We start from the raw sequence: 23,775 nt of genomic DNA on the forward strand, positions 1-23,775 counted from the left end.
ATCAGCGTTGACGATGCCCGACGGACCGTCAACCCCCTTTCGCCAGAAGCCCGAGAAAGCCACGGAAGGAGTCGGCGACCTGCTGCGCCGACCAGGACAGCGCGGGCGTCAGCGCGGTCACCTCGGTCATCGACAGGCCCGGCAGCCGACTCTCCCACCAGCTGCCGAAGAGCGCGTCGCCGTCGGCCTCGGCGTGCCGCAGCGTCGCCTCGGTGAGCCGCTGCGCGGGATACGGCAGCCAGAGCTGGAACTGGTGGGTGTGGGGCGGATCGGGGTGCAGCCGCCCGCCCGGCACCTCGGGCAGCACCGCGCGCAGCCCGTCCGCGACGATCCGGGCCTGGGCCAGATAGCCGGGCAGGCGCGGCAGTTCGCGATTCAGCGCGGCGAGCGCGGAGAGTGCGGCGGGCCACTGCTGGTAGAGCAGTCCGCCGTAGCGGTGGCGCCAGGCGACGGCCTCCCGCACCAGCTCCGGATCGCCGGCCAGCACCGCCCCGCTGAGGCCGCCCAGCGCCTTGTAGAAGGAGACGTAGACCGAGTCCCCGAGCGCGGCGAGCTGGGCCGGCGGACGGTTGTAGTGGGCGGCGGACTCCCAGAGCCGGGCGCCGTCCAGGTGCACCACCGCACCACGGCGGCGGGCGGCGGCCACCAAGCGGGTCAGCTCGGACCACTCGGGCAGCACGAAGCCGGCCTCGCGCAGTGGCAGTTCGACCATCAGCACGCCGAAGGGCTCTTCGAACGCGGTCAGTTCGGCGGCGGTGGGCAGCCGGCCTTCGGCGGTGGGCCAGACCGTCTCCAGGCCGGTGAGGCGGCGGTAGGCGTGGCGCTCGTGGGTCTCCAGGTGGAACTGCGGGTGGGCGGCCACCACCCGGCTGCCGCACCGCCGGGCCCAGCAGCGCAGCGCGACCTGCTGGGCCATGGTGCCGGTGGGGAAGAAGAGCGCGGCGGGCTTGCCGAGCAGGTCGGCCACCCGGCGCTCCAGTTCGGCGACCACGCCGTCGCCGTAGACGTCGGGACGTTCCTGCGGGCCGACCACGGTGCGGGCGTCGGCGCCCAGTTCGGCGAGGCGTTCGTACAGGGTGACCGGGCGCGGCCCGGACAGGATCCGGCGACTGGAGCGCCACCGGGCGAAACGCCGGTCCTGCGGGCCGACCACCGGATCCGATGGGCCGTTCGACTCGTCCGTCATCTCTCGATGGTCCGTCAGCCGCGCGGCACGGGGAATGCCCGTGCCGGGACTGCTCAGTGGCGGGCCGGGGTGAGCCGGGGTGGGCCTTGTCACAGCCCGAAAGCCTGATACGAGCCGGCGTAGTAGGTCGTGAACGATTGGTCGCCGATCTGATCAATGGACCAATCCGCCGATCGCCTGAAATTTTCAGTCGCCTCGCACTACACACCGTCGTAGCTGATCGGATTTCGCTACCACCTCACCGACGGTAAAGCTGTAGGCCCCCCGCCGCGTGCGCCTCCAAGGCCGGCTCCGCGCTGCCCCGAACCACTGCGAGGTCGAGCACACGATGTCCTTCCAGCCCCGTTCCGCCGCCCGCTCAGCCGCCCGCTCCGCCATCCTGCGCCTCACCGTCCTGCGCACCCGGCTGGGCCACGGCCGCCATGCGCGGCCGCGGCTGGTGCGGCGCCTGGCGCTGCCCTCGCCGGACCCGTACGCCGTCTTCCGCGGCCCGCACCGGCACAAGGCGGTCTCCGCCGCCGTGGCGGCCGCGGCCCTGGTCGGGGTGGCGGTGGCGGCGGTGCCGGGCAGCGCGGTGGCGCAGACCGTGCACCCGACCACACCCGGCAGCTCCGCGTTCAGCACCGCCCGCGAGGCGGCACCGTTCGACAACCTGGTGCAGGTGTCCGCGCCGCGCCCGTACCGGCCGGCCGGGGGCCTGAAGGATCTGCAGCAGGCCGTCGCGGTGGCGGGGAACCTGGCCCCGGCCACCCCCGCCGCGCCGCAGCCGGCGCCACCGGCCCCGCCCGCCGCGCCTGCTCCGCCCGCCTGGTCGGCGCCGGTGCCCGGGGCGCGGATCAGCTACCTCTTCGGCACCCCTGACAGCGGCTACGCGGCCGGCTACCACACCGGGGTGGACTTCGCGGTCGACCCGGGCACCCCGGTGCACGCGGTCGGCGCGGCCACCGTGGTCTCGGCCGCCTGGGACGGGGCCTACGGCAAGGAGGTGGTGCTGCGGCTGGCGGACGGCCGGTTCGCGCAGTACGCGCACCTGTCCCGGCTGGAGGTCGACCCCGGTGAGCAGGTGAGTGCCGGTCAGCTGGTCGGGGCCTCCGGCAGCACCGGCAACTCCACCGGGCCGCACCTGCACTTCGAGATCCGCACCGTCGACACCTACGGCGCGGTGGTGGACCCGGTCGCCTACCTGACGGCGCACGGGGTGACCGACCTCTGACGGACCTCTGACCGGCCACTGACCGACCTCCGACCGGCCACTGCCCGGCGGGGCCCGGCGCGGGGATCCCGGCGCCGGGTCAGCCCACCGCGCAGTCCTCGCGCGGCCCGATCCGGCCGGCGATCTCCAGCGCCACGGTGAGCGCGGCCTGCATCGCCTCCGCCTCGCTCGTCGCCCGGGCAGCCGCCAGCGGCGGCAGCCCGCACTCCTGGTCCGGGTCGTGCTTGAGCAGGAAGAACGCGGAGTTGACCGAGAAGAGCGCCATGGTGGCGCGCAGCCGGTCCTCGAACGAGGCACCCGGCCCCTGCACCATGCCGACCATCCGCAGCATCCGGCGCTTGAACTCCAGCCCGGCCGGGGAGCCGCGCAGCGCCGGCTGGTTGTCGTGGAAGAAGCGCAGCAGCGGCGCCCGTTCGGCCATGCCCGCCGCGAAGCGCCGTACCAGCTCGTCGCGCACCTCGGTCGACCAGGACTGCTGCTCGCCCCAACTGATCGCCTCGTCGATCGGGGCGGCCATGCTCTCCACGATGCCGTGGACGATGTCGTCCTTGGTCTTGAAGTGGTAGTACAGCGCCGCCTTGGTCACCCCGAGCCGGTCGGCGATCTCCCGCAGCGAGGTCTTTTCGTACCCCTGCTCGGCGAACAGCTCCAGCGCGACCGCGATGATGCGTGCCCGGGTGCCACCGCGGGGGCTCTGCGACGTACTCATGGCTTCCTGGCCTGCCTAGATAGCTGCGGAGGGGACCCGGAGGTCGGACCGCGCCCGGCCTCCCGTGCGGACATTCTCGCCGGTGCGCACGGATGGGGCCGAATTCGGCTTGACGCCCGGCTTACCCAGACCTTACCGTGCCAGCTGACAAACAACTAGCCGGTCGGCAAGTAAGCTTCTCGCTCCACCACTCGGGCACCACAGTCAGCAGCCGACACCAAGAGGGCCGCGAGTCGCGGACCAGACGCGCTTTCGGGAGATGCACCATGGCACAGCAGCAGGTCGACGCCAAGGCGGACACACCGCCGGGAGGCGTCGTGGGGGAGGGCGAGCGCCCGGCCCGTTCACCGCGAGAGATCCGCTTGGTGATGATCGGTCTGGTCATCACCATGATGCTCGCGATGCTCGACAACCTGATTGTCGGCACCGCGATGCCCACCATCGTCGGCGACCTGCACGGGGCCGACCACCTCTCCTGGGTGGTCACCTCGTACACCCTGGCCACCGCCGCCGCCACCCCGATCTGGGGCAAGCTCGGCGACCTCTACGGCCGCAAGGGCACCTTCCTCACCTCGATCGTGATCTTCCTGGTCGGCTCGGCGCTGGCCGGTCTGTCGCAGAACATGAACGAGATGATCGCCTTCCGCGCCCTGCAAGGCCTGGGCGCCGGCGGTCTGATGGTCGGCGTGATGTCGATCATGGGCGCGCTGGTCACCCCCCGCGAGCGCGGCAAGTACCAGGGCATGTTCGCCGCCGTGATGGCGATCGCCACCGTCGGCGGACCGCTGCTCGGCGGGTTCATCACCGACCACTTCAGCTGGCACTGGATCTTCTACATCAACCTGCCGCTGGGCGCGATCGCCCTTGCCGTCGTGATGATCACCCTGCACCTGCCGAAGGTCCGCTCCGACGCCAAGATCGACTACCTCGGCGCGCTGCTGCTGACCGTCGGCATCACCTCGCTGGTCCTGATCACCACCTGGGGCGGCACCCAGTACGCCTGGGGCTCCAAGCACATCATCGGCCTGATCGTGCTGGCCGCCGCCTCGCTGATCGGCTTCTGCTACGTGGAGGCCCGGGTCCAGGAGCCGATGCTGCCGCTGAGCCTGTTCCGCAACCGCGACTTCACCGTGGTCTCGATCATCGGCTTCATCGTCGGCTTCCAGATGTTCGGCGGCGTCACCTTCCTGCCGCAGTACCAGCAGATCGTCCAGAACGCCTCGGCCACCAACTCCGGCCTGCTGCTGATGCCGATGATGTTCGGCATGCTGGTGGTCTCGCTCGTGGTCGGCCAGGTGGTCACCAAGACCGGCAAGTACCGGCTCTTCCCGATCATCGGCACCGTGGTGATGGGCGCCGGTTCGCTGCTGCTGTCCACCATGGGCGTCGGCACCACCCGCCTGACCTCCGGCCTCTTCATGGCCCTGCTCGGCGCCGGCATGGGCTTCCTGATGCAGATCACCATGCTGGTCGCCCAGAACAGCGTGGGGCTCAAGGACATGGGCGTGGCCAGCTCCACCGCCACCCTGTTCCGCACCATCGGCGGCTCCTTCGGTGTCGCGCTGTTCGGCGCGATCTACACCAACCACCTCAAGGACACCCTGACCCAGAAGCTCGCGGGCGCCCCGGGTGCCGGCGGTCAGCTCGACAGCGCCGACCAGATGACGCCGGCCAAGCTGCGCACCCTGCCGCCGCCCGTGCAGGACGCCTTCCACCACGCCGTGTCCAACGGCATCCACTCGGTCTTCGTCTGGGCCGCGCTGATCAGCCTGGTCTCGGTGGTCGCGGCGCTCTTCCTCAAGGGCACCCCGCTGCGCGGCGCCGGCAAGGCCGCCGGCGAGAAGGCCGAGGGCAACGACATGGCGGCGATGGCGCACTGACCGGCGCACCTGCCTGAACAGCCGAAGGCGGGTGGGCCCGGGATCACTCCCGGACCCACCCGCCTTCGTCATGCCCGGCTTCGTCGTGCCCGGCCTCGGCGTGCCAGGCCTCGGCGCGACCGGCTACTGGGGCAGCCGGTAGACGCCCGGGGCCACCGGCTCCACCAGACCGTCGACGATCAGGCCGTGCAGCGCCCGCGAGCGCTGCACCGGCTCGGGCCAGACGGCGTCCAGACGGTGCTGCGGGACCTCGCCGTGGGCCTCGCGCAGCACCGCCAGCAGCTTGCCGCGGACCTGGCGGTCGGTGCCCTCGTAACTCTGGCCCCGGCGGGCCGGCCCCTGGTACGGCGGGCGCCCGGCCCGGTCCCAGGCGCAGTGCGCGCGCAGCGGGCAGCCGCCGCACTCGGGGCTGCGGGCGGTGCAGACCAGCGCGCCCAGCTCCATCACGCCCACCGCCCACTGGGCGGCCACCTCGGGGTGGTCGGGCAGCAGCTCGACGGCCGTGCGGCGCTCGGCGGCGGTGGTGGCCTGCGCCGGGTACTCCTCGCCGGTCACCGCCCGGGCGAAGACCCGGCGGACGTTGGTGTCCAGCACCGCGTGACGTTGGCGGAAGGCGAAGGAGGCCACGGCGGCGGCGGTGTACTCACCGACGCCGGGCAGCGCGAGCAGCTCGGCGTGGTCGCTCGGCACCTCGCCGCCGTGCCGCTCGACGATCGCGCTCGCGGCCGCGTGCAGACGCAGCGCCCGCCGCGGGTAGCCGAGCCGTCCCCACATCCGCACCGCCTCGCCCGGCGCGTCACCGGCCAGCGCGGCTGGGGTGGGCCAGCGTTCCAGCCAGGCCTGGTAGGCGGGCAGCACCCGCTTGACCGGGGTCTGCTGGAGCATGAACTCGCTCACCATGACCGCCCAGGGCGAGGCGTCGGAGTCCCGCCAGGGCAGGTCACGGGCATGCTCCCGGTACCAGTCCAGCACGATCGTGTGCAGCAGGGGAGCGGGAGCGTGAGAGGTGGTGGTCGCCATAGCGCTACCGATCCTCGCACACGGCCGGACGGCCCCGTTTCCCTCCCTCAAAGGGAGGAAATACCGGATGATCTGAAAGATCGGGGTTCGAGACCGGTGTTGGTGCGACAAGCGGTGCTCCGCCTCTCGTAGAGTTTGATCGTGCCTTCATTGCGTCAGCCTGTCGGACCGCTGCCCGCCTCGATCTACTGGCGGCGGCGGGTTGTTGTGCTCGCAGCCGCCGCGGTGGTGGTGGCCCTGGTGGCCTGGCTGACCGTGGGTCAGGGCGGCGACGGCGGCAAGCAGAAGACCGCGCAGCCGGCCCCGGCGACCGGCACGCCCTCCGCGGCGGCCTCGATCACTCCGGGGGCCAGCCCGACCGGTCCCGCGATCAGCTCCCGCCCCGGCGGCACGAGCGGCGGCGGCACGTCCGGCGGTACCGGCGGTACCGGGGGAACCGGCGGATCCGGGGGAACCGGCGGCAGTGAGACCGGCGGCGGCACCGGCGCGATCTCGGGCAGCGCCGGCGGCGACGGCTCCGGCACGGGCGGCTCCGCCGGCAGCACGGGCTCCGGCACGAGCGGTGGCTCCGGCGGCGAGAGCGGCGGCGGTTCGGGCAGCAGCGGTACCAGCGGCGGCTCGGGCAATGGGGGTTCGGGCAGCGGGGGTTCGGGCAGCGGCAACCCCCCGATCAACACCGGCGAGGTGATGGCCCTGCCGGTCTGCACCGCCTCCCAGCTCACCCTGGAACTGGCCGGCACCCAGAACGCCTACCAGCCCAAGGAGAAGCCGACCTTCGAGCTGAAGATCCGCAACGCCTCCTCGGCCGGCTGCCGGGTGGACCTGAGCCAGGCCGCCGCCGCAGTCACCGTCAACTCGGCCAGTGGCGAACGGATCTGGTCCTCCGCCGACTGCGTCACCGACAAGCAGAGCCGCTGGGTGCAGGTCTCCCCCGCGAACGCGCTGACCGAGACCTTCGTCTGGGACCGCACCCGCAGCAAGGCGCAGTGCGCGACGCCCAGCGACACCTCGCCCGCGCCGGCCGGCAACTACCTGGTGCAGGCGGAGTTGACCGGCCCCAGCGGCGGCCCGGTGCCGGCCCGCACCTCGACCAGGCTGGACGCCTGACGCCCCGTCGTCCACACCACTGAGCCCACACCACTGAGCCCAGGCCTCTCGGCCTGGGCTCAGCTGCGGGTGCAGGTGCGACGGATCAGACGTAGCGCTCCAGGATCGAGGACTCCGCCAGCCGCGACAGACCCTCGCGCACCGAGCGCGCCCGGGTCTCGCCGACGCCCTCCACCGCCTGCAGGTCGTCGATGCTGGCCGCCAGCAGCTTCTGCAGCCCGCCGAAGTGCTCGACCAGCCGCTCGATCACGGTGTTCGGCAGCCGCGGGATCTTCGCCAGCAGCCGGTAGCCGCGCGGCGAGACGGCCGAGTCCAGCGACTCCGGCGAGCCGGAGTAGCCGATCGTTTTTGCAACCGTCTGAAGGTCCAGCAGCTCGGCGTGGGTGAGCGCCTCCAGGTCGGCCAGCACCTCGGCGACGGTCCGGCCGCGCTTGGCCGCCCGCTCGGGGAAGTAGTCCCGGGCCACCAGCTCGCGCTCCGGCTCGACGCCCGCGATCAACTCGTCCAGCTGCAGCGAGAGCAGTCGCCCGTCGGTGCCCAGCTCCAGCACGTAGCCGGCGATCTCGGCCGCGATCAGCCGGACCATCTCCAGCCGCTGGGCCACCGCCGTGACGTCCCGGACGGTGACCAGGTCCTCGATCTCCAGGGCGGAGAGCGTGCCGGCCACCTCGTCCAGGCGCAGCTTGTAGCGCTCCAGGGTGGCCAACGCCTGGTTGGCCCGGGAGAGCACGGTGGGCGAGTCCTCCAGGACCCGGCGGCTGCCGTTGACGTACATCGCGATCAGCCGCATCGAGTGCGAGACGGCGACCACCGGGAACCCGGTCTGCTTGTTGACCCGCTCGGCGGTGCGGTGGCGGGTGCCGGTCTCGTCGGTCGGGATCGAGGCGTCCGGCATCAGGTGCACCCCGGCCCGGACGATCTTGGTGATGTCCTTGTCGAGCACCACGGCGCCGTCCAGCTTGCACAGCTCGCGCAGCCGGGTGGCGGTGAACTCGACGTCCAGCACGAAGCCGCCGGTGCAGACCGACTCCATCGTCTTGTCGAAACCGAGCACGATGAGACCGCCGGTGTTGGCCCGCAGCACCCGCTCCAGACCGTCGCGCAGCGGCGTTCCGGGCGCGATCGCTTGCAGGGAGGAGCGCAGCAGGGCCTCCTCACGGGGGGACTTCTCCACCCGGTCGCTCGCTGCCACGTGACTCCTCCGGCCGGCCCGGTCCGCTCGGCGCGGTGGCCCCGGTCCCTCGTTCGCTACTGCCCGATCTGGTGCTTGACAGGGCAAAGTCTACGGTGCGGGCGCGCTGACGGAGCCTCGGTCAGACCACTTCGTCCGAATCGACGGGCTCCCAGCTCCCCATCACCTCCTCCGGCCAGGCGGCCGGGGGCGGCACCACCGGGGCCTTGTTGGCCTGCGAACGGTGCTCGGCACCCTTGACCGGGGCCTTCGCGGCGGCGGCGCGGCGACGCCCGGGCAGCGCGCGCAGCGCCTCGCCGATGTCGGCCACCTCGACCACCTTCATGCCCGGCGGGACCTTGCCCGGGTCCGGGGGGACCAACGCGTGGGTGAAACCGAGCCGGTGTGCCTCGGCCAGCCGGCGCTGCACACCCGTCACCCGGCGCACCTCGCCGGCCAGACCCACCTCGCCGATCGCCACCAGGTTGCTCGGCAGCGGGGTGTCGGTGGAGGAGCTGGCCACCGCGAGGGCGACCGCCAGGTCGGCGGAGGGCTCGCTGAGCTTCACCCCGCCGACGGTGGCCGTGTAGATGTCCTGCTTGCCGAGCTTGACCCCGCCGTGCCGCTCGACCACGGCCAGGATCATCGCGATCCTCGGCGACTCCAGGCCCGAGGTGGTGCGGCGCGGGGAGGGGATCTGCGAATCGACCATCAGCGCCTGCACCTCGGCCACCAGCGGGCGCTTGCCCTCCAGGGTGACCGTCAGGCAGGTGCCGGGGACCGGCTTGTCACGGCGGGTCAGGAAGAGGCCGCTGGGGTCGGCCAGCCCCTCGATGCCCTCGTCGTGCAGCTCGAAGCAGCCGACCTCGTCGGTGGCGCCGTAGCGGTTCTTGATGCCGCGGATGATCCGCAGCCGGGCGTGCCGGTCGCCCTCGAAGGAGAGCACCACGTCGACCAGGTGCTCCAGCAGGCGCGGCCCCGCGATCTGGCCGTCCTTGGTGACATGGCCGACCAGCAGGGTGGCCATGCCGCGGTCCTTGGAGGCGCGGATCAGCGCGCCCGCCACCTCGCGCACCTGGGCCGGGCCGCCGGGCGCGCCGTCCAGCTCGGCGGAGGCGATGGTCTGCACCGAGTCCAGGATCAGCAGCCCCGGGTTGACCTGCTCGATGTGGCCGAGCACCGCGCCCAGGTCCGACTCGGCGGCCAGGTAGAGGTGGTCGGAGAGGGCGTTGATCCGGTCGGCGCGCAGCCGGACCTGACCGGCCGACTCCTCACCGGTGACGTAGAGGGTGCGGTGCTGGGAGGTGGCGGCCTTCGCGGCGACGTCCAGCAGCAGGGTGGACTTGCCGACGCCGGGCTCGCCCGCCAGCAGCACCACGGCGCCGGGCACCAGGCCACCGCCGAGCACCCGGTCCAGCTCCGGGACGCCGGTGGAGCGGGCGGTGGCGACCTGGCCGTCGACCTGGCCGATCGGGCGGGCCGGCGCGCTGACCGGGCCGGCGGCGGTGGTGCGGATCGGGACCGCCCCGTACTCCTCCACGGTGCCCCAGGCGTTGCACTCCGGGCACCGGCCGACCCACTTGGGCAGCTGGTTGCCGCACTCCGTGCAGCGGTAGGCCGGGCGGGGCTTGGCGGTGGTCTTCGAGGTGCGGGCTGCCATGAGGGCCACCGTAGCGGGTGGCACCGACAAGGGGCGGCCGGCTGGGGATTGTCAGCCGGTGGGTGGTGTTGTTACCCGAAAGAAGGACAAGTGGCCCGACTTTCCGGGTCAGCCGGGGCGAGGTCCCTAGCGTCAGCAGGATGAGACATCGTCCGGCCCCCGCGCCGAACTCCGCGCCCAACCCTGACCAGCTGCTGGACGGCCTGTACACCTACTGCCTCTCGGTGCTGTGCGACCAGCGGGCGGCGCTGGCGGTCCTGGCCGAGACCCGGGACCTGGCCGCCGCCAACGCGGACCGGCTGACCGACCCCGGGCTGCGGCGGGCCTGGCTCTACGCGGTCGCGCGGTACGCCTGCGTGCGGCGGCTGGCCGGGGCTGACGGGTGGTCGGCCTGGGCCGTCGCCGAACCCGACACCGAACCCGACAGCGACACCGGGACCGGAACCGGGACCGGGACCGCCGATGACACCGGCGCGGCGCCCGGGACCGCGGCGCTGCTGGCGCCGCTGGCCTGGCCGGCGGCGGCCGGGACCACGGCGGAGCAGCGTGAGGCCCTGGAGCTGGCGGTCCGCCACCGGCTCACCCCGCTGGAGGTCGCGGCGGTGCTCGGCCTGGACGGGGCGGCGGCCCGGCGGCTGCTGGCAGCCGGGAGCGCCGAGGCCGAACGGACCGGACAGGCGCTGCGCGTGCTGGCGGCGGGCCGCTGCCCCGAGCTGACCCGGCTCGGCTGCGCGGGGGCGAGTACGGGCGCGGGGGCGGCCGAGGACGGCTGGGTGCTGGGGCCGGCGCTGCGCCGCGAGCTGGTGGGGCACCTGGTCGACTGCCCCACCTGCCGGGGCACCGCGGAACAGCTGGCCGGCGCGGTCGGCGCCACGCCCGGCGGCGGGCCCGGGCTGCGGCTGCTGCCCGCTCCGGCATCGGCACGGGACGGCATGGAGGGCGGTACGGCGGGCGGTGCGGCAGCTGATGACCGCGGGGCTGATGGTGGCGCGGCGGCCGAGGATGGCGCGCCGGAAGTCGGTAGAGCCGACTTCCGGCGACGCGCTGCCCACCGCTCGTCCATGCTCACCCCCGCCTGGGCGCGGCCCGGCGCCGTCCGCTTCGACCAGCGCGGCTTCCCCCGCCACCGGGCCCCGAGCCTGCTGGAGCGCCACCGGCGCGGCGGCGACCTGCACGAGCGGGTGGTCCTGGTGCGGCAGCGGGCCGTCACCACCGGGGTGCTCGCCGCCGTTCTCTCGGCCCCGCTGGCGGCGCTGTGGATTGCGCACCGGGACACCTCCGGCGCCACCGGCGCCACCACGGTCTCCGCGGTCCGGGTGGCCGACGGCGACCCGGGCCCGGACGGTCCTGGCGGCCCGGACGGCCCGGTCGGCTCGGGCAACACTGGCGGCTCGGGGGACCTCACCGGCGACGGGGTCGGCGAAGATCCGGCCCCCGCCGCGGTCGCCCCGATCCCGGCACCTCTCGCGGGGCCGGGCCGGGGCCTGGGCGCCGTCCTGCCGGGCGTGGCGGGCGGTTCGACGGCCGGCACCGGCGTGGCCGCCAGCCTGGTCGACGTGGGCGGCGCCGCGGACCCGGCGGAGGGTGCCCTGGACGGCGCGGGTGCCCTGGGCGCAGAAACGTTTCTACCGGCGGTTCAGGGCGCCGCTGTTCCGGTCCCGGCCCCCGGTGCCGTCCCGCTCGACAGTCCGGGCCTGCACAGCGCGCCCGTCCCGGCGCCGACCACCGGCGCCCGGCTCACCGTGGCGGCCGGCGCCTACGGCAACCGGACCGTGCTCTCCCTGACCAACACCGGTGACACCCCGATCGACTGGCGCGCCGTGCCCGACCACGACTGGCTGCGGCTGAGTCGCGACGCGGGCACCCTGGCCCCCGGCCAGCGGATCACCGTCACGGTCACCGTCGACGAGCAGCGCGCGCCCGCCGGTCAGTGGACGGCCGAGATCGCGCTGCCCCCGTCCGAGGCCGTGGTCACCCTGCAGGGCGGCCCGACCGGCGAACCCAGTGCCCCGCCCACCCCCGTGTCCGGCCCGTCGGCCTCCTCCTCCGCACCGACCGTGGCACCGAGCGCGAGCGCGAACCCCAGCGGTGTCGCCAGCCCCAGCCCCTCGGAGACCTCCACTCCGGGCAGCAGCGCCAGCAGCGCGCCGAGCAGCAGCGACAGCCCCACCGCGAACCCCACGTCCGGTCCCTCGACCCCGGCGAGCCCCTCCGTGCGGCCCAGCAGTCCGCCGAGCGCCGCGCCGACTCCCACGCCCGGGCCCGCGTCGCCGTCGGCCGCACCGCCGGCCGCCACACCCAGCCCCGTTCCGACCTCCACCACGACCAACCCTTCGTCCTCGTCACCCGCGCACTGAACCCCGGACCGTCCAGTCATGTGACTATGACTCCCCAGGCGCCGGTCATGTTGCGCGCCGTTGATGAAAAAGCTCCGAGAAAATCGGCCACCCGGCCCAGCCGACGCCCGGACCGCGACACCGACGTACCTGGCCTCCCGTCACTTCGCCCTCGGCTGATCCGCCACGGGCGTAAGTCCCACTCTTCGGCGGCACCGGTGGGCAGCATCGCGGGTATGCGAATCCTGATACTCGGCGGCTCGGTCTTCCTCGGGCGCGCCTTCGTCACCGAAGCCCTGGCCCGCGGCCACCAGGTGACCACCTTCAACCGCGGCACCTCGGGGCCCGACCTTCCAGGTGTCCGGGCACTGCGCGGCGACCGTGGCAACGACCAGGACCTGGCCGGGCTGACCGCCGCCGCCACCGGCCCGGACGACCCCTGGGACCTGGTGATCGACACCAGCGGCCAGCAGCCGCACGCCGTCGCGCGCACGGCCCGCCTGCTGCGCGAACACGCCGCGCGCTACCTCTTCGTCTCCTCGGTGCACGCCTTCGCGGGCTGGCCCGCCGAGGCGATCGACGAGCACTCGCCGCTGCACGAGTGCCCGGCCGACTCGCCGCCCGACCAGCCGTTCAGCACGGCGCTCAAGGCGGGCTGCGAGCGCGCGGTCCTCGAACAGTTCGGTGACCGCTCGCTCATCCTCAACTGCGGCCTGCTGATCGGGCCGCACGAGAACATCGGCCGCCTGCCCTGGTGGCTGGAACGGATCGCCCGCGGTGGGCAGGTGCTCGCCCCGGGGCGGCCCGACCTGCCGATCCAGCTGATCGACGCCCGGGACTTCGCCGTCTTCGGCCTCGACCTCGCCGAGCGCGGCGCCTCGGGCAGCTATCTCACCACCGCGCTGCCGGGATCGAGCACCTACGGGCAGCTGTTGGCGCACTGTGTGGCGGCCACCGGCTCGGACGCCGAGCTGATCTGGGTGGCGGACGAGCGACTGACCGCCGCAGGGATCGAGGAGTGGACCGAACTGCCGCTCTGGGCCACCGAGTTCGTGGACGGCAAGCCGTACGGCATCTGGCAGGCGGACAGCCGCAAGGCGGCGGCGGACGGGCTGCGCTGCCGGCCGCTCTCGCAGACCGTGCGCGACACCTGGGCCTGGATCCAGCAGCGCGGCCCGCGGGAGGGGCCGTATCTGCAGGGCACCGAGGTGCTGGGCATCGACCCGCAGAAGGAGCGCCGGATCCTCGACGGCTCCTGAACCTCCTGTTGCCCGAGGGCGGTTGGCCCGCGGGCAACAAGGTCGGGACCGGACGCAGCGCGTCAGCGCGGCGGTGGCAGCCGTTGCAGGAAGACCTCGAAGGCCGTCGGCTTGACCGCGGTGACCCCGGTGAACGGGAAGTTCATCTCCTTGATCACCAGCAGCGATATCACCACCAACCCGCCGAGCGAGAGCACCATCAGCGAGTGGGCCAGGGTGTTGGGCAGGCCGAACAGGAAGGTGAAGCCCACGGTGAGCACCGCGCCGACGATCAGCGCCACCCAGAGCAGCGTCGGGACCTCGTCGTCCACCTCGTTCAGCCGGGCCCGGCGCTGCGAGGCGAGGTCCTCCATGTGACTCACCGCGTGCTCGTAGAGCACCTGCTGCTGCGGGCCGTTGGGGTTGATCGCGAAGACGCTGTCGCGGATCTGGTAGACGAGGTCGGTCGCCGCCGGGCTGCTCTGGTGCGAGGCCATCAGCGGCCACTCGGTGTCCATCACGGTCCGGGCGTAGCTGAGGGTCTGCTGTTCCAGCTGCGGGCCGAGCGGCGCGGGCAGCTCCCGGGAGATCCAGTAGATGCCGGCGAGCGAGTCGGCCTCCTGGAAGGTGGTCTTGCGGGCGGCGTCGTCGTTGGTCCAGACCGTGACGACCACGAAGGCGACCAGGACGGCGTAGATCACGCCGACCGCGGCGAAGATGAAGCCGGCCACGTCGTTGTGCGCCTCGCGCACCGGGTGCGGGACCCAGCGCTGCAGGAGGAACAGTCCGACGGCCAGCACGGCGAGGACTATGAGGACGATACCGATGTCCGTCAGGCTCATGAGAGGGTCCTTGCTGTTCTGCTGTTCTGGTGAATTTGCGGGGCCAGGACATGCACGACCGCCGCCACCCGTGCGGCGGGACGAGGGCGCGCCGTGCAGCGCGACCCGCGTGCCCACGGGGGGTGGTGTGATGCGGTGCGGTCGGTGTGGACTCAGCGGATGCGGCGGGTGACCAGCTCGGCAAGGGCCAGCAAGTCCCCGGCGGCCGAGGGCTCCGGGACGGCGACGGAGAGGTGCTCGATCGCGGCGGCCATCCGCTCGCACGAGGCGCCTTGGGCCCAGGCCCGGCCACCGGCCCGCTCGACGGCGTCGGTGGCACGCTGGACCTCGGCCGCGGTGAGCGGACGGTCCAGGGCGTAGATCTCGGCCAGCTCGGCCCCGGCGGCCGTGCCCGAGCAGAGCGCCGCCACCACCGGCAGCGACTTCTTGCGGACCAGCAGGTCGGCCCCGACCGGCTTGCCGGTCACCGCCGGATCACCCCAGATCCCGATCAGGTCGTCGATCAGCTGGAAGGCCAGGCCGATCTCCCGGCCGAAGGCGTCCATCGCCGCCGCCCCGGCCTCGTCCGCTCCCCCGTAGAGCGCGCCGATCGCGCAGGCGGTGCCGAGCAGCGCGCCGGTCTTGGCCTCGGCCATGGCGAGGCACTCGTTCAGCGAGACGGTGCTGCGCCGCTCGAAGGCGCAGTCCGCCTGCTGGCCGTCGCAGAGCTCGACCACGCAGTGGGCCAGCCGGCGCAGCGCCGGGCCGGTCGCGGCGTGGCTGTCCTCGGCGAGGGTGCGCAGCGCGAGCGAGTGCAGTGCGTCACCGGCCAGGATCGCCTCGGTGGCGCCGAACGCCCGCCAGGCGGTGGGTCGATGGCGTCGGGTCACATCACGATCGATCACATCGTCGTGCAGCAGCGTGAAGTTGTGCACGAGCTCGACGGCGGCGGCGGCCCGGACGGCGGACTGTACGGCAGGTGAGTTCACTGCGAAGGAGTCCGCCGGGACGGCACCGGTTCCGACCCCGGCCCCGGCCCCGGCCCCGGGAGAGCCCGCCGCAAAGGACTCCACCGCGCGGGAGTTCGCCGCACAGGCCTGGGCGGCGGCCAGCACGAGTGCGGGCCGGATGGCCTTGCCCGCGTCCGCCTCGGCGGGCGTGCCGTCGACCTCGCGCCACCCGAAGTGATAGGCGACGACCCGGCGCATCGACTCGGGCATGCTCTCGACGGCGGCGCGCAGCGCCGGGTCGACCACCGTTCGGGCACGGGCCAGGATCTCCAGCGCCTGGTCCTCGCCGATCGGAGCGGCCTGCTCCACCGATCCGACCCTGGCGGCCGGTATGGCACCGCCGTCGCGGGGCCGGTCGGCGGATTCGTTGTGGTTGTTTTCTCGACTCAGCGTTTCGGCGCCCATGATCCGGCTGGCCCCCCAGTTGTCGGGCCGCCCCGGGGAATGCCCCGGGGCGACCAAGAATGGACAGTCTCAGCCGCGCGGGCGGGCAATTTCCACGTTTTCCAGCACACCGATCGCATCGGGGACCAGAATAGCCGCCGAGTAGTAGGCGCTCACCAGGTAGGAGATGATCGCCTTTTCGTTGATCCCCATGAATCGGACCGAGAGACCGGGCTGGTACTCATCGGGGATGCCGGTCTGGTGCAGGCCGATCACCCCCTGGTTGTCCTCGCCGATACGCATCGCCAGAATCGAGCTGGTGTGGCCGTCCACGATCGGGATCTTGTTGCAGGAGAGCACCGGCACCCCACGCCAGGAGGGCACCTGCTGACCCTGGTACTCGATCGTGCCCGGGTAGAGGCCACGGCTGCTGCACTCGCGGCCGAAGGCGGCGATGGTCCGCGGGTGGGCCAGGAAGACCTTGGTGCCACGGCGGCGGCTGAGCAGCTCGTCCATGTCGTCGGGGGTGGGCGGGCCGGAGTGGGTCTGGATCCGCTGGTCGTACTCGGCGTTCTGCAGCAGGCCGAACTCGGGGTTGTTGATCAGCTCGTACTCCTGGCGCTCGCGCAGCGCCTCGACGGTGAGCTTCAACTGCTGCTCGATCTGGTTCATCGGCTCGTTGTAGAGATCGGCGACCCGGCTGTGCACCTGGAGCACCGTCTGGGCGACGCTCAGCTCGTACTCGCGCGGAGCGACCTCGTAGTCCACGAACGTGCCCGGCAGCTCGAGCTCGCCCTCATGGCCGGCCGCGAGGGCGATCTCGGCCTCACCGTGCCGGGTCTGCGGCTGCTGGGCGTCCGAGAGGAACTGCAGGATCTGGGCGCGCAACGCCTCCGAGCGGTCCGCCAGCTCCTGGAAGGCGGGCCAGGCGAGGGCGAGCACCGTACCGGCGGTGGCGGCCCGCACGGTGAACGGCCAGGCTCCGTCCGACTCGGTCAGCGCCTCGTCGCCGATCCGGTCGCCGTCGGCCAGCACGCCCACCACGGCCTGGTCGCCGTACTTGCCGGTGCTGATCTTGTTGACCTTGCCGTGCGCGATCAGGTAGACCTCGTTGATCGGCTGCCCCGCCTCGAACAGCACCTCACCGGCCTGGAATTCACGCTGCACGAAGCGGCCGGCCAACTGCTCCAGCACCGCGTCGTCCTCGAAGTCGCGCAGCACCGGCAACTCGCGCAGCGAGGGCGGGACGATCCGCACCTCGGCGCCGGTCTTCACAAAGCTCACCCGGCCGCGCCCCACGGCATAACTGAGCCGTCGGTTGACCCGGTAGGTGCCACCGGAGACCTGCACCCAGGGCAGTGTGCGCAGCAGCCAACGGGAGCTGATGCCTTGCATCTGCGGCGCGGACTTGGTGGTGGTCGCGAGGTTCCTGGCCGCGGCCGTACCAAGGCTCTGCTGCTGGTTCTCCGTCGAGCTGCCAGGTGCCGGAATACCGAGATCGGTCTCAGTCGTCATAACAGGACCCTCCCCCAAGGAAGATGCGGACGTATGCATTCCAGAGTGGGGCCCCGACGATCACAACGCAATCACTCGGACGAGTGATTGCATCGGCGGATCAATAAGTACGATTAGCCAGTCTGATCGATTTACTGTTCGGGCGAATTCCGGGCAGAATCGTTCCTCGACATAAGGCCGTTTATGGTCGGCCGGGCTCATCACCCGGGCCCGTCCCAGTCCAAGGTGGGCGCCAGCCAGCCTTCCAGGGTCAACAGCCAGCGCTTGACGTCCAGCCCCACCCGACCGTTGCCGAAGCCGCCCAGGCCGTCCGCGGCCACCACCCGGTGGCAGGGCACCAGCACCGCCAGCGGGTTGGCGCCCATCATCTGGCCGACCGTGCGCGCCGCCAGCCCCGGGCTCTCCGCCACCCCCTCGAACACCCCGCTGCGCTGGGCCAGTCGGCCATAGGTGATGGTCTCGCCGTAGGGCACCGTCCGGAAGAGCGTCTCCAGCACCACCTGGTGCGGGCCGCTCGCCAGCCGCCAGTCCACCGGCAGCGCCAACTCCCGCGCAGCGCCCGTGAAGTACGCGGCGAACCGCTCGGTCACCGTCGCCACCCGGCGCCGATCGGCACAGCGCGGCGCGTCCCCGGGCACCGACTCCGGGGTGAACTGCACGCTCGCCACACCCCGTTGGGTGACCCCGACGCTCAGCGGGCCGGTGGGCAGCGGGCTGGCCACGCTGACCCACTCGATCGCACCGCCGCTCATGACCGCTCCCTGGCTGCGGCCTCGCCGCCCGCGCCCTGGGCCGGCCGGTCGGGCTCGGCCGCCGACCAACTGGCCAGCAGCGCCAGCCGCTGCGCCGTCGGGCTGCCCGCCTGGGCCGTGTAGCCGACCAGCATCTGATCCGGGTCCCCCGGCAGCGACAGCGTCTCGTAACCCAACTCCAGCTCGCCCACCAGCGGATGCCGCACCAGCTTGGTGCCCCAGGTCTTCTCCTTCACCTGGTGGTCCGCCCAGAGCCGGCCGAACTCGGGGCTGCGCACCGAGAGCTCGCCCACCAGCGCGGAGAGCTTGGGATCGTCGGGGTGCCGCCCCGCGTCCAGCCGCAGGTAGGAGACCGTCTCGGCCGCCACGGCCTCCCACTGCGGATAGCACTCCCGTGCCGACGGGTCGAGGAAGACCTGGCGGGCCACATTGCGCTGGGTGAGGGTCGAGTAGCCGGCCACCGCGTCGGCCAGCGCGTTCCAGGCCAGCACATCCAGCCGGCGCCCGAGCACGAAGGCCGGCACGTCCGTCATCATGTCGAGCAGCCGGCGCAGTCCGGGCCGCACCTGCCGGCTCCCCCGGGCCGGGGCCGCGCGCCGATCGCCGGGGCGCGGCGGCCTGGCCAGCGCCCGCAGGTGCTCGTGCTCCACCTCGCCCAGTTCCAGCACCCGGGCCACCGCGTCCAGCACCGCGTCCGAGACGCTCTGACCGCGGCCCTGCTCCAGGCGGATGTAGTAGTCCACACTGACCCCGGCCAGCTGGGCCACCTCCTCCCGGCGCAGGCCGGGCACCCGGCGGTGCCCGTAGGAGCGCAGCCCCACGTCCTCCGGCCGGATCCGCGCCCGGCGCGACCGCAGGAACTCCCCCAGTGTGTTCTCCATGCCATCAAGCCTAAGTGCCTGCGCCGACAGCCTTCCTGGTACTGGCGGACCCAGGAACAGCATCACCCTGGGCGGCCGTCGCGGACCCGAGCAGGATCGGTGGTGCCGGCCGGAACACCGGCTGCCGCAGACCTCAGAAGGAGACCCGCGATGACCCTCACCAGCTACCCCGAGCTCGCCGGCCGCACCGCCGTGATCACCGGCGCCGCCTCCGGCATGGGCGAGGCCACCGCCCGCCTGCTGGCCGCCGGCGGGGCCCGGGTCGCGCTGCTGGCCCGCCGCGCCGAGCGGCTGACCGAACTGGCCGAGAAGATCACCCTCGGCGGCGGCCAGGCCCTGGCGGTGCCGGTCGACATCACCGACCAGGCGGCCGTGGACGCCGCCGCGGCCCAGGTGCGCGCCGCCTTCGGTCGGGCCGACCTGGTGGTCAACGCGGCCGGGGTGATGCTGCCCAACCCGGTGGCCGACGGCCGGACCGACGAGTGGACCCGGATGATCGACACCAACCTGACCGGCGCGCTGCGGGTGATCGACGCCTTCCGCTCCGACCTGGTGGCGGCCGCGGCCGAGGGCCGCACCGCCGACCTGGTCAACGTCTCCTCGATCGGCGCGCACAGCGTCTACCGCGACTTCGCCGTCTACTCCGCCACCAAGGCCGCGCTGACCCACCTCTCGACCGTGCTGCGCGCCGAGTTCGGCCCGCTGGACGTGCGGGTGACCAACATCGAGCCCGGCCTGACCCGGACCGAGCTGGGCAGCCACATCGACAACGCCGACATCTCCGCCCTCGTCGACGGGATGTTCGAGAGCATCCCGCCGCTGACCTCCGAGGACATCGCGGACCTGATCGGCTGGACCACCAGCCGCCGGCGCGGGGCCAACCTGCGCCAGGCGGTGATCCTGCCGACCCGTCAGCTCTGAGCACCGCCCGGCATCCGGTCGAGGACCGGTTCGGCGACCAGTGGCAGCCCGTCGCCGGCCGGGCCGTGCAGCTCCAGCAGCACCACCTCGTTGCAGCCGGCGCGCAGCAACGGGCCCGGCAGGTAGAGGGTCTGCTGCGGCCCGATGTCCCAGTACCGGCCCAGCAGGAAGCCGTTGACCCAGCACAGGCCCTTGCCGTGGCCCTCGGTCAGCACGAAGGTGTCGGCCGGGTGCTCGACGTCGAGCACGGCCCGCCGCAGCACCGGACGGTCCATCAGAGCCTCGTCCGGCGTGCCGCTTTCAGGAAAAGGCAGCCCGGTCGGGTCGTCCAGCGGCAGCGAGTACATCCGCCACCCGAACAGCAGCTGCCGGCCGAGCCGGACGCCGCCCGTGATGCCCTTGCGATCGGCCTGCTGTGGACCGTAGTTGGCCCGTCCGAGGTTCTCCACCAGCAGGTCGAGTCGGGCCCCGCCGGCCGGGATCGCCAGCTGGAGCGACTGCGCTCCTTCAGCCGTGCGGTCCAGCACGCCCACCGGGTGGCCGTCCAGGAAGACCTGCGCGCGGTCACCGAGTCCGTCCACCTCCAGCCCGGCCGCCTCGCGCGGGCCGCTGACCTGGGTGCGGTAGAGCACGAAGCCGTAGGACTGGTCGAGTTCCTCCATCGCCAGGGTGGCGGCCGAGTGGACCGGGGCGGCCATCCGCTCGGCCAGGTCGAGCAGCGGCAGCGGGGCGCCGAGCGTCAGCACCCGGGGGGCCAGGGTGTCGGCCGGGCTCTCGTCCGGCGGTTTCGGCAGCTCGGTGTAACGGCCCAGGACTTCACGCAACGCCCAGTACTTGGCCGTTGGGCGCCCGTCCTCGCTGATCGCCGCGTCGTAGTCGTAGCTGGTCACGGTGGGGCGCAACCGCCCCTCCTCCAGGTTGGCGCCGTTCAGATAGCCGAAGTTGGTGCCGCCGTGCGCCATGTAGAGGTTGACCGAGGCACCGGACGCCAACAGTTCGTCCAGCACCCCGGCCGCGTCGGCCGCGTCCCTGGTGTGGTGCGGGGCACCCCAGTTGTCGAACCAGCCGTTCCAGTACTCCATGCAGATCGCCGGCCCCTCGGGCAGGTGGCCGCGCAGCACCTCGAAGCTCTCCGCCACCCGGTCGCCGAAGTTGACGGTGGGCAGCACCCCGGGCAGCGTCCCGCCCTGCAGCATGGGGTGGGTGGGGCCGTCGGAGGTGAAGAGCAGACAGCCCGCCCCGCGCCGCCGCAACCCCTCGGCGAGGTGGCGCAGATAGTCCGCGTCATTGCCGTAACTGCCGTACTCGTTCTCCACCTGGAGCGCGATCACCGGACCGCCCGCCTCGGCGAGCAGCGGGGTGATCCTGGGCAGCAGCACGTCGAACCACCGGTCCACGGCGGCCAGATAGCCGGGGTGCGCACAACGCAGGCGCATCGCGGGGTCCTTGAGCAGCCAGGCGGGCAGACCCCCGAACTCCCACTCGGCGCAGATGTACGGCCCGGGCCGCAGCAGCACCTTGAGCCCGTGCCGCTCGGCCGCCCGGACGAACTCCACCAGATCGAGCCGGCCGCCGAAGTCGTACGCGCCGGGGCGCGGTTCGTGCAGGTTCCAGGCGACGTACGTCTCAACGGTGTTGAGCCCCATCGCGCGAAGGAGGGAGAGCCGGGCGTCCCACTGCTCGGGCAGCACCCGGAAGTAGTGCAGGGCGCCGGAGAGGATCCGCAGCGGACGGCCGTCCAACGTGAAGCCGTCCCGGTCATAGGTGAGGCTGGACATCGGCGAGAAGCTCCTCGGGGTGGGGGGTCTCGACTGGCACGGTGAACTCCTGCCCAGCAGATCACGGCGCCCCGCCCGGGTCGAGTGGGACGCGCTCCTGCCACCTGTGCACCTCGTCACGCCCGGCGGGAGCGGGCTCAGCCCATGCAGTGGTGCGCCCGGGGGGCGAAGTCCGGCTGGACCTTGAACCAGCACACCAGCTCGACGAGCAGCAGCAGCGGCGCCAGGAACAGCAGCAGCGTCAGCAGCGGGTCGAGCAGCCCGGTCACCCGGCGGCCCGCGCGCCGGGCCACGGTGAGCAGCAGCACCGCCGCGGCCGTCGACAGCAGGCCCAGCACCGGCGCTGCCCAGGTCGCCGCCCGGCCGAGCAGGGGCAGGCCCGGGCTGTTCAGGCAGGCGGCCAGCACCGCGGTGACGTAGCGCCGGTCGGCCCACCGCGCGCCGGCCGCGCTCAGCGGACCGAGGAGCGCGCCCGCCAGCACGAGCCGGGTCGTCCAGCGCCACGGCCGTGGCGCGTGCGGCTGTTCGTCCGTCATCTCAGTACCAGTCCGGATTCACCCGCACGAAGTGCAGCTTCTGGTGGCCGCGCCCCTCCTGGAAGGCGTCGATCCGGCCGCCCAGGCTGCCGTTCCTCATGTCGCCGCTGTGCTGGGTGTAGCGGACGTCGCCGTCGGGCGTGACGGCGGTGACGACCGCCGTGTGGTGGATCTGGCCCTTGCCGTCCTGGTCGTCCTGGTCCGAGTCCTCCTCGTAGTAGACCAGGTCGCCCGGCCGCACCTGGTCCTGCGGGATCTCCTGCCCGCCGTGCGCCACCATGAAGTCGTGCATGTTCTGGGCGCCGCCCCAGGCGTGGGTGTGCTGGGGCAGGATCGCGTCCAGGCCGAACCCGGAGGTGTCCGATCCGCCGCGGACCCAGCCGTCGTCGTCCAGGGTGTTCCACCCGTCGTACCGGACACCCGCCTCGTGCAGGGCCTGCGAGGCGAAGTTGGTGCAGTTGTCGGCGTCCAGGTCGGTGCTGTCGTCGTTCCAGTGGTCCAGGGCCCACTGGACGAGCTTCACCCGGTCGTACTTGGCGCCCGGGCCGCCGCGCAGCTCCTGCCGCACGTCCTCGGGGATGCCGGGCAGGTTGGCGAGGGTGACCGGGTCGGAGAGTTCCAGCTGTCGCTGCCGGGTGCTGTCGAGGCCCCTCCACCAGGCGGCCACCAGGCGGGGGTCCTTCCCGTCGGGGATGCCGCCGGTGTACATCGCCAGCTCGACCTGCGAGGCCCCGCCCTGCAGGGAGTTGAGGGCGATGTCCGGCCGGGTCTCACCGGTCGCCGCGCCGAGCCTGCGCAGCTCGGCCGCCGCCGAACAGTCGGCCTGGGTGGCCTCGCGCAGCGCCTCCCAGAGCAGGGCGTTGACCTCCTGGACGGCGTCGGCCGCGGCGGGGTCCTTGCTCGCGTCGTCCGGACGCACCTGGCCGGTGCCGTCGTCCACGGTGAAGCCGTGCGAGGCGGCCAGGTCGAGCGCGTGCGCCAGGACGGACCTGGCCTGCGCGACCTCGGCGGTCAGGCCGCCCAGCACCATGGCGACGCCGCGCATGATGTCGGCGCCGGCCTCCAGGATGTCCGCCTGCTGGGCGAGTTTCGGCCCGGCGAGCCGGCCCACCCGGTCCTGCCAGTTCGCCTTCACCGGATTGACGCCGTTGTCGTGGATGTCGTCGACGGCCTGTCGGCACTCCTTCGACAGGGCGGTCCAGCCGTCGGTGGCGGCGTGCAGGGCGGCGGGGTCCGTCGCCCGGAGGCCAGGGAGGTCGACCATCAGTTCCCCTGTGCGTTCAGGTCGGCGACGGCCTGCCGGAACCGGCGGGCCGCCTCCTGGTCGACGGCGTCATAGGAGTTCGCGGAGGTCCGCAACTGGTCCGCGTAGCTCTGCAGTTGCTGCAGCACGGCGGAGATGTGAGCCTGCCACCCCTGGGTGCAGTCGTTGAGCGCCCCGCCGGACTCCCAGCCGGTCAGCCCGCCCGCGGCCCTGAAGCTCGCGTCGAGCCAGTGGCCGAGCGCCGGAGCGGTCCGGTCGGCGGTCCCTTCCACCGACGTGGCCGCCGCCCGCAGGGTGTCCGGGTGGACCTGGATGTCGTTCAAGGCTGCCCCCTTGGCGCCCCCGGTGATGTGTCGCGGTAGGGAGCATAGCGGGACGAAGACACTTTGATCG

20 protein-coding genes are annotated in these 23,775 nt (G+C 72.8%); 6 read left to right on the plus strand and 14 right to left on the minus strand.

Translation table 11 applies throughout. The features are described from left to right. Window positions 1-28 precede the first annotated feature (28 nt). Complete coding sequence (locus ACFZB9_RS13330; RefSeq protein WP_391446551.1) at window positions 29-1,186, minus strand: threonine aldolase family protein; 1,158 nt, start codon at window positions 1,184-1,186, stop codon at window positions 29-31. A 328-nt stretch (window positions 1,187-1,514) separates the two neighbouring features. On the opposite strand from ACFZB9_RS13330, the gene ACFZB9_RS13335 reads away from it, so the two are divergent. Then, complete coding sequence (locus ACFZB9_RS13335; RefSeq protein WP_391446553.1) at window positions 1,515-2,399, plus strand: M23 family metallopeptidase; 885 nt, start codon at window positions 1,515-1,517, stop codon at window positions 2,397-2,399. A gap of 79 nt (window positions 2,400-2,478) precedes the next feature. Here ACFZB9_RS13335 and ACFZB9_RS13340 read toward each other — a convergent pair whose 3' ends face one another. Next, complete coding sequence (locus ACFZB9_RS13340; RefSeq protein ID WP_391446555.1) at window positions 2,479-3,108, minus strand: TetR/AcrR family transcriptional regulator; 630 nt, start codon at window positions 3,106-3,108, stop codon at window positions 2,479-2,481. Between the two features lie 266 nt (window positions 3,109-3,374). Between ACFZB9_RS13340 and ACFZB9_RS13345 the strand changes: the two genes are divergently transcribed. Beyond that, window positions 3,375-4,988, plus strand: coding sequence for an MDR family MFS transporter (locus tag ACFZB9_RS13345; RefSeq protein WP_391446557.1), 1,614 nt, complete (start codon window positions 3,375-3,377; stop codon window positions 4,986-4,988). A gap of 123 nt (window positions 4,989-5,111) precedes the next feature. Here the strand turns inward: ACFZB9_RS13345 and ACFZB9_RS13350 are convergent, their stop codons facing one another. After that, window positions 5,112-6,008: an A/G-specific adenine glycosylase gene (locus ACFZB9_RS13350; protein ID WP_391446559.1), complete on the minus strand. Its 897-nt coding sequence runs from the start codon at window positions 6,006-6,008 to the stop codon at window positions 5,112-5,114. Between the two features lie 141 nt (window positions 6,009-6,149). Here ACFZB9_RS13350 and ACFZB9_RS13355 point away from each other — a divergent pair, with 141 nt between their 5' ends. Then, window positions 6,150-7,115 (plus strand): hypothetical protein, encoded by a 966-nt coding sequence (locus tag ACFZB9_RS13355; protein WP_391446561.1) that lies wholly within the window; start codon window positions 6,150-6,152, stop codon window positions 7,113-7,115. An 85-nt stretch (window positions 7,116-7,200) separates the two neighbouring features. On the opposite strand, the gene disA is transcribed toward ACFZB9_RS13355, so the two are convergent. Next, a complete protein-coding gene (gene disA, locus ACFZB9_RS13360; protein ID WP_391446765.1) occupies window positions 7,201-8,259 on the minus strand; it encodes a DNA integrity scanning diadenylate cyclase DisA in 1,059 nt (352 codons plus the stop codon). A 169-nt stretch (window positions 8,260-8,428) separates the two neighbouring features. Then, a complete protein-coding gene (radA, locus tag ACFZB9_RS13365; protein WP_391446563.1) occupies window positions 8,429-9,946 on the minus strand; it encodes a DNA repair protein RadA in 1,518 nt (505 codons plus the stop codon). Window positions 9,947-10,086: 140 nt separating this feature from the next. Between radA and ACFZB9_RS13370 the strand changes: the two genes are divergently transcribed. Together ACFZB9_RS13370 and ACFZB9_RS13375 are read left to right on the plus strand one after the other, a co-directional pair. After that, window positions 10,087-12,303, plus strand: coding sequence for a hypothetical protein (locus ACFZB9_RS13370; protein ID WP_391446565.1), 2,217 nt, complete (start codon window positions 10,087-10,089; stop codon window positions 12,301-12,303). Between the two features lie 215 nt (window positions 12,304-12,518). Beyond that, on the plus strand, window positions 12,519-13,541 hold the full coding sequence (locus ACFZB9_RS13375; protein WP_391446567.1) for an NAD-dependent epimerase/dehydratase family protein: 1,023 nt from the start codon (window positions 12,519-12,521) through the stop codon (window positions 13,539-13,541). Window positions 13,542-13,603: 62 nt separating this feature from the next. Here the strand turns inward: ACFZB9_RS13375 and ACFZB9_RS13380 are convergent, their stop codons facing one another. The 5 genes from ACFZB9_RS13380 to ACFZB9_RS13400 all read right to left on the minus strand — a co-directional run bounded on the left by ACFZB9_RS13380 (window position 13,604) and on the right by ACFZB9_RS13400 (window position 18,883). Next, window positions 13,604-14,362 carry a hypothetical protein gene (locus ACFZB9_RS13380; RefSeq protein WP_391446569.1) on the minus strand — a complete coding sequence of 253 codons (759 nt, stop codon included), beginning with the start codon at window positions 14,360-14,362 and terminating at the stop codon, window positions 13,604-13,606. Window positions 14,363-14,514: 152 nt separating this feature from the next. Then, window positions 14,515-15,756, minus strand: a complete 1,242-nt coding sequence (locus tag ACFZB9_RS13385) for a family 2 encapsulin nanocompartment cargo protein polyprenyl transferase (RefSeq protein ID WP_391446571.1) — start codon at window positions 15,754-15,756, stop codon at window positions 14,515-14,517. A gap of 69 nt (window positions 15,757-15,825) precedes the next feature. Continuing rightward, the gene (locus ACFZB9_RS13390; protein ID WP_391446572.1) at window positions 15,826-17,250 is read right to left on the minus strand and encodes a family 2B encapsulin nanocompartment shell protein; all 1,425 of its coding nucleotides are present in this window, start codon (window positions 17,248-17,250) and stop codon (window positions 15,826-15,828) included. A gap of 200 nt (window positions 17,251-17,450) precedes the next feature. Then, window positions 17,451-18,002 carry a methylated-DNA--[protein]-cysteine S-methyltransferase gene (locus ACFZB9_RS13395; protein WP_391446574.1) on the minus strand — a complete coding sequence of 184 codons (552 nt, stop codon included), beginning with the start codon at window positions 18,000-18,002 and terminating at the stop codon, window positions 17,451-17,453. After that, window positions 17,999-18,883 (minus strand): helix-turn-helix transcriptional regulator, encoded by an 885-nt coding sequence (locus ACFZB9_RS13400; RefSeq protein ID WP_391446576.1) that lies wholly within the window; start codon window positions 18,881-18,883, stop codon window positions 17,999-18,001. Before ACFZB9_RS13400 ends, ACFZB9_RS13395 begins: the two co-directional genes overlap by 4 nt. Before the next feature lie 150 nt (window positions 18,884-19,033). Here ACFZB9_RS13400 and ACFZB9_RS13405 point away from each other — a divergent pair, with 150 nt between their 5' ends. After that, window positions 19,034-19,804: an SDR family oxidoreductase gene (locus ACFZB9_RS13405; RefSeq protein ID WP_391446578.1), complete on the plus strand. Its 771-nt coding sequence runs from the start codon at window positions 19,034-19,036 to the stop codon at window positions 19,802-19,804. Here ACFZB9_RS13405 and ACFZB9_RS13410 read toward each other — a convergent pair. The 4 genes from ACFZB9_RS13410 to ACFZB9_RS13425 form a co-directional block, all read right to left on the minus strand. Continuing rightward, on the minus strand, window positions 19,795-21,582 hold the full coding sequence (locus ACFZB9_RS13410) for a beta-galactosidase family protein (protein WP_391446579.1): 1,788 nt from the start codon (window positions 21,580-21,582) through the stop codon (window positions 19,795-19,797). The genes ACFZB9_RS13405 and ACFZB9_RS13410 overlap by 10 nt on opposite strands. Before the next feature lie 137 nt (window positions 21,583-21,719). After that, entirely contained in the window at window positions 21,720-22,118 is a 399-nt protein-coding gene (locus ACFZB9_RS13415) for a hypothetical protein (protein ID WP_391446581.1), read from the minus strand. A gap of 1 nt (window position 22,119) precedes the next feature. Then, window positions 22,120-23,382, minus strand: a complete 1,263-nt coding sequence (locus ACFZB9_RS13420; protein ID WP_391446583.1) for an amidase domain-containing protein — start codon at window positions 23,380-23,382, stop codon at window positions 22,120-22,122. Beyond that, the gene (locus ACFZB9_RS13425) at window positions 23,382-23,705 is read right to left on the minus strand and encodes a WXG100 family type VII secretion target (protein WP_391446586.1); all 324 of its coding nucleotides are present in this window, start codon (window positions 23,703-23,705) and stop codon (window positions 23,382-23,384) included. Before ACFZB9_RS13425 ends, ACFZB9_RS13420 begins: the two co-directional genes overlap by 1 nt. Window positions 23,706-23,775: the final 70 nt, after the last annotated feature.

It is taken from the genome of Kitasatospora sp. NPDC008050, assembly GCF_042957465.1.
Classification (GTDB): Bacteria; Actinomycetota; Actinomycetes; order Streptomycetales; family Streptomycetaceae; genus Kitasatospora.